The sequence below is a fragment of the Streptomyces phytophilus genome, assembly GCF_013870535.1.
GTDB lineage: Bacteria > Actinomycetota > Actinomycetes > Streptomycetales > Streptomycetaceae > Streptomyces > Streptomyces phytophilus.
Genome location: NZ_JACBXC010000323.1, coordinates 1 through 5,459, shown reverse-complemented (window position 1 = coordinate 5,459; position 5,459 = coordinate 1). Strand labels below are relative to the sequence as shown.

The 5,459-nt window shown below is 71.2% G+C and carries 3 protein-coding genes and 1 pseudogene; 1 reads left to right on the top strand and 3 read right to left on the bottom strand.

The window, feature by feature from the left end:
- Both H5J30_RS16005 and H5J30_RS16000 read right to left on the bottom strand, forming a co-directional pair.
- Positions 1-520: MFS transporter (locus H5J30_RS16005; RefSeq protein WP_374100986.1), on the bottom strand; the 520-nt coding region annotated here is incomplete at its 3' end.
- 340 nt (positions 521-860) lie between these two features.
- Positions 861-2,363, bottom strand: a complete 1,503-nt coding sequence (locus H5J30_RS16000) for a potassium/proton antiporter (protein WP_181788110.1) — start codon at positions 2,361-2,363, stop codon at positions 861-863.
- Positions 2,364-2,520: 157 nt separating this feature from the next.
- Between H5J30_RS16000 and H5J30_RS15995 the strand changes: the two genes are divergently transcribed.
- Positions 2,521-5,235, top strand: a complete 2,715-nt coding sequence (locus tag H5J30_RS15995; protein WP_181788109.1) for a penicillin acylase family protein — start codon at positions 2,521-2,523, stop codon at positions 5,233-5,235.
- A gap of 26 nt (positions 5,236-5,261) precedes the next feature.
- Here H5J30_RS15995 and H5J30_RS15990 read toward each other — a convergent pair.
- Positions 5,262-5,459, bottom strand: a pseudogene (locus H5J30_RS15990) (5-formyltetrahydrofolate cyclo-ligase); the annotation flags it as partial.

Here is a 5,459-nt window from a genome sequence, read left to right as displayed (position 1 = left end):
CCACCAGCCCCGCCGCCGGATGCACCCCCGTGCACAGCGCCGCGGCCAGCACCGGCCCGACGACGAACGTGAACTCGTCCGTCACCGACTCGAACGCCGTCGCCGTGTGCTGCAGCGGCGTACGCGGATCAGGCCCGGCGGCGAAGAGATGCGACCAACGCGCCCGCACCATGGGCCCGATCTGGGGTATGGACGCACCCGTCGGCACCGCCGCGGCCACCAGCGCCCACCCCGGCGCACCCGCCAGCGCGAGCACGCTCAGCAGGGCCACGGAGGCGGCGTGCAGCAGCACGCTCGGCAGCAGTACTGCGGGCTGCCCGTAGCGGTCGGTGAGTTTGCCGCCGACGGGCGCGCAGAGCGCCATGGCCAGTCCCGCCGCGGCGGCCACCGTCCCGGCCAGGGTGTACGAGCCGGACGTGTGCTGCACCAGCAGCACGATGCTCATGGTCAGCATCGCGAACGGCTGGCGAGCGGCGAAGCCGGGGAGGACGAAGCTCCGCGCCCCGGGCGTGCGCAGCAACTGAAGATAGCCGGGCCGGGCACCGGCCGGTCCCGAGGACGACGGAGACCGCGTAGGCGAAGGAGATCCCGAAGGGGAGGGAGATCCCGAAGGGGAGGGCGAAGACGAAGGCTGGGGCGGGCGCGACACGGCCCGGTCCTTCCTGCTGCCTGGTAGTGCCACGCACCGAGGGCCGTCCGCTGTGCGCACCGGTCAGGCGCGCCGGCCCTGCATCAGACAGAGACAACTGTTCGTACGAATTCCACCCCGACCCTACCGAACACCACCCCGCGCCGACGACCGCCGGCCCGGGCCCCCTGCCCGCCCGGACGGGCCCGCCCCCGCGGGCCCGCCCACCGGCCTACTTCGCCCTCCGCTCGTCCGCCGACAGCCACCGCGCCAGCTTGCCGCCCCGCCCCACGTCCCGCAGCCGCTGCTCCGTCGCGTCCCGCACCCTGTCCGTCGTCACCACCAGCAGCTCGTCCCCCCGCCGCAGGATGTCCGTCTGCGACGGCACGAAACTGGTCCCGTCCCGCACCACCAGCGTCACCGCCGCCCCCGGGGGCAGCCGCAGCTCGCCGACCTCCACCCCGTGCATCCGCGACCCCTCCGGCACCGACAGCGACAGCAGGTGCCCCCGCACCCGCTCCAGCGGCGCCGACTCGATGCCCAGGTCGTACGCCCCGTCGCCGTCCCCGAGCCGCAGCCACCGCGCCACCAGGGGCAGCGTCGGACCCTGCACCATCGTGTAGACGATGACGAGGACGAAGACGATGTTGAACACGCGGCCGGAGTCGGGCACGTCGTTCACCATCGGGATCGTTGCCAGGACGATCGGCACCGCGCCGCGCAGCCCTCCCCATGACATCAGTGCCTGTTCCCGCCACGGGATGCGGAACGGCAGCAGGCTCACGATCACCGACGCCGGCCGCGCCACCGCGGTGAGCACGAGCCCGACGATCACCGCCGGCAGGATGTCGTCGCCCAGCTCGTGCGGCGTCACCAGCAGCCCGAGCAGGACGAACATCCCGATCTGCGCCAGCCAGCCCACCCCGTCGGCGAAGCCGCGGGTGGCCGACCAGTGCGGCAGCTTGGCGTTCCCCAGGACCATCGCCGCCAGGTAGACCGCCAGGAAGCCGCTGCCGTGCGCCAGGGCGCCCACGGCGTACGCGACGATGGCGATGGCCATCACTGCGATCGGATAGAGGCCGGAGGCCGGCAGCGCCACGTGCCGAAGCGCCATGGAGCCCAGCCAGCCGATCGCCAGCCCCAGCGCCGCCCCGATGGTCAGCTCCAGCAGGATCTCGCCGAGGAGCAGGTACCAGGCATGGATGTGCCCGGAGGTGGAGAAAGCGACGACCAGGATGACCACGGGGGCGTCGTTGAACCCGGACTCGGCCTCCATCACGCCCGTGACCCGTTTCGGCAGCGGCACCCTGCGCAGCACGGAGAAGACCGCCGCCGCGTCCGTGGAGGAGACGACGGCACCCATGATGAGCGCCTGCTTCCACTCCAGGCCGACCAGGTAGTGCGCGGCGGTCGCCGTCACGCCGACGCTGACCGCGACGCCCGCCGTGGACAGCACGGCCGCCGCGGGCAGCGCGGGTTTGATCTCGCTCCACGTCGTGCTGAGGCCGCCTTCGGCGAGGATCAGGGCGAGGGCCGCGTAGCCGAACACCTGGGTGAGTTCGGCGTCGTCGAAGCCGTAGCCGAACAGGCCGTCCTCGCCGACGAGGACGCCGATGCCCATGTACAGCAGGAGGCTGGGCAGGCCGCTGCGGGACGCGAGCCGAACCGCCGCGACCGCGACCAGCAGAACCAGGGCGGCGACGAGCGCGAGCTTGTTGAGTTCTTCGACTGACAGCTTTCTCCCTCTCGTCTTTACTACCTTGACGGAGAATTTACCCGGAGTGACCGTCCGCCTGCTGCTTCGGGGGACAGCCCAGGGGCCGTACAGAGCCCCTTGACCGGGCGCCTAAGGTTGCTCCAGCAAGTGCTCCGCTGGCTCCAGAAGGACAGGCATGCCCGTCAACGAGAACGGCCGCACGGCAGGCAAGAGGCGCCGCCTCATCTACGTCGCGATCGGGCTCGCAGCCGTGCTGGTGCTGGGCGTCGGCGCCGCCGCGTTCTGGACCGTCAGCACGGTGCGCGACTCCTTCCCGCAGACGACGGGGTCGCTCAAACTGCCCGGTCTGGCCTCGCCGGTCACGGTCAAGCGCGACGCCCGCGGGGTGCCGACGCTGTACGGGGACAGCGCCGAGGACCTCTTCAAGGCACAGGGCTTCGTGCACGCGCAGGACCGCTTCTGGGAGATGGACGTCCGCCGCCACATGACGTCGGGCCGGCTGTCGGAGATGTTCGGCAAGGAGCAGGTCGAGACCGACGAGTTCCTGCGCACGCTGGGCTGGCGGCAGGTGGCGCAGAAGGAGTACGACGAGAAGCTCTCGGCGGAGACCAAGAAGTATCTGCGGGCCTACGCCGACGGGGTCAACGCCTACCTCGCGGACCACGGCGGCTCCAGCCTGTCCGTGGAGTACGCCGCCCTGGGGTTCGTCAACGACTACGAGCCGGAGAAGTGGACCCCCGTCGACTCCGTCGCCTGGCTGAAGGCGATGGCCTGGGACCTGCGGGCCAACGTCGAGGACGAGATCGACCGCTCGCTGCTCTCCCAGCGCTTCGACGAGGGCGAGATCGCCGACCTGTACCCGCCGTACCCGTACAAGCGCAACAGGCCCATCGTGGAGGGCGGCTCCGCCACCACCGACGGCTACGCGCCGCGGAGCGCCGGCGGCGCGCAGGGGGTGCCGGGGGCGCAGGGCACGTACAGTGCCGCCGCCACGGGCCTCAGCAGCCAGATGGGCTCGCTGGCGAAGACCATGGACGACATCCCCGCCCTCCTCGGCCCCAGCGGCAGCGGCATCGGCTCCAACTCCTGGGTGGTCTCCGGCGACCTGACCACCACAGAGAAGCCGCTGCTCGCCAACGACCCGCACCTGTCCGCGCAGCTGCCCTCCGTCTGGTACCAGATGGGCCTGCAGTGCACCAGGGTCAGCGACGACTGCCCGTACGAGGTCAGCGGCTTCTCCTTCTCCGGCATGCCCGGCGTCGTCATAGGCCACAACGCCGACATCTCCTGGGGGCTGACCAACCTGGGCGCGGACGTCGCCGACCTGTATCTGGAGAAGGTCGAGGACGACGGCTACCTGTACGACGGCGAGGCGCGCGAGTTCGGCACCCGTGAAGAGCTGATCAAGGTCGCGGGCGGGGAGGACAAACGCATCACCGTACGCACCACGCGCAACGGACCCGTGATCTCCGACCGCAGCGACGAGCTGGCCGAGGTGGGCAAGGAAGCCCCCGTGGGCAACTCCGCGCCCGACCGCGGCGACGGCTACGCCGTGTCGCTCCGCTGGACCGCCCTGGAGCCGTCCAGCACCATGGACGCCGTCTTCGGCATAAACAGGGCCGCGGACTTCGAGGAGTTCCGCAAGGCCGCCCGCGACTTCGCCGTCCCCTCGCAGAACCTCGTCTACGCCGACACCGACGGCAACATCGGCTACCAGGCGCCCGGCAAGATCCCGCGGCGCGGCAGCGGCGACGGCAGCCTGCCCGCCCCCGGCTGGGACCCGGCGTACTCCTGGAACGGCTACATCCCCTTCGAAGCGCTGCCCTGGGAGCTGAACCCCGACCGCGGCTACATCGTCACCGCCAACCAGGCAGTCGTCGACGAGGACGACTACCCGTATCTTCTGACCACCGATCCCGGCTACGGCACCCGCAGCCAGCGCATCTCCGACCTCATCGAGGAGAAGATCAAGGACGGCGGGAAGATCTCCCCCGACGACATGCGCACCATGCAGCTCGACAACCACAGCGAGATCGCCGAACTCCTCACCCCGCTGCTGCTGGAGATAGAGATCGACGACCCGATGGTGCGCGAGGCCCAGGACCTGCTGAAGGACTGGGACTACAGCCAGGACACCGACTCCTCGGCGGCCGCGTACTTCAACGCCGTCTGGCGCAACATCCTCAAGATCACCTTCGGCGACAAGATGCCCAAGGAGCTGCGCCCGGACGGCGAGTGCCTGAACGTGCCGCCCGCCAACCCGGCGGCCGACCCCGACGGCCCGGCCACCGTGCGCGAGTGCGGCGAGCGCGACGCGGACGCCGCCCAGCCGGACGGCGGCGACCGGTGGTTCGAGGTCGTACGGACCATCCTCAAGGACGAGGACAACCGCTGGTGGAAGACCACCGGCAGCGACGGCGAGCCCCTCGACGAGAACCGCGACGAGGTCTTCGAGCACGCCATGGACGACGCCCGCTGGGAGCTGACCGCCGAGCTGGGCAAGGACATCGACACCTGGTCCTGGGGCCGCCTGCACCGGCTGATGCTGCGCAACCAGACACTGGGCACCGAGGGGCCCGGCGTCGTGCAGTGGCTGCTCAACCGCGGCCCGTGGAACCTCAGCGGCGGCGAGGCGGCCGTCAACGCCACCGGCTGGAACGCGGCGGGCGGATACGACGTGCTGTGGGTGCCCTCGATGCGGATGGTGGTGGACCTGGCGGACCTGGACGCCTCGGGGTGGGTCAACCTCTCCGGCGCCTCCGGGCACGCCTTCCACCCCAACTACACGGACCAGACGACGGCGTGGGCGAAGGGCGAGCTGTACGAGTGGCCGTTCTCGGCCAAGGCGGTGCAAGAGGCCGCGAAGGACACGATGACGCTGTCGCCGTGAGGCGTACGGGTCCCGGGGCGGGGCGGCTACGGCGGCGGGAAGCGGTGCACCGCGGAGGGGGTGACGGCGGCGGTCACGGGGCGGTCGTGGGGCTCGGCGGGTACGTGGTCGAGCACTTCGCCGTCGTAGAGGAGCACGACGAGAGCGGGCCCGCTGTCGGCGGGTGCGCCGCCGGACTGAACGCCGCCCGACGGAACGTCACCGGACCGAACGCCCCCGGACCG

Excerpts from the sequence above, each read along its gene's own strand:
- H5J30_RS15995 (WP_181788109.1), top strand. The coding sequence starts at position 2,521 with ATGCCCGTCAACGAGAACGGCCGCACGGCAGGCAAGAGGCGCCGCCTC.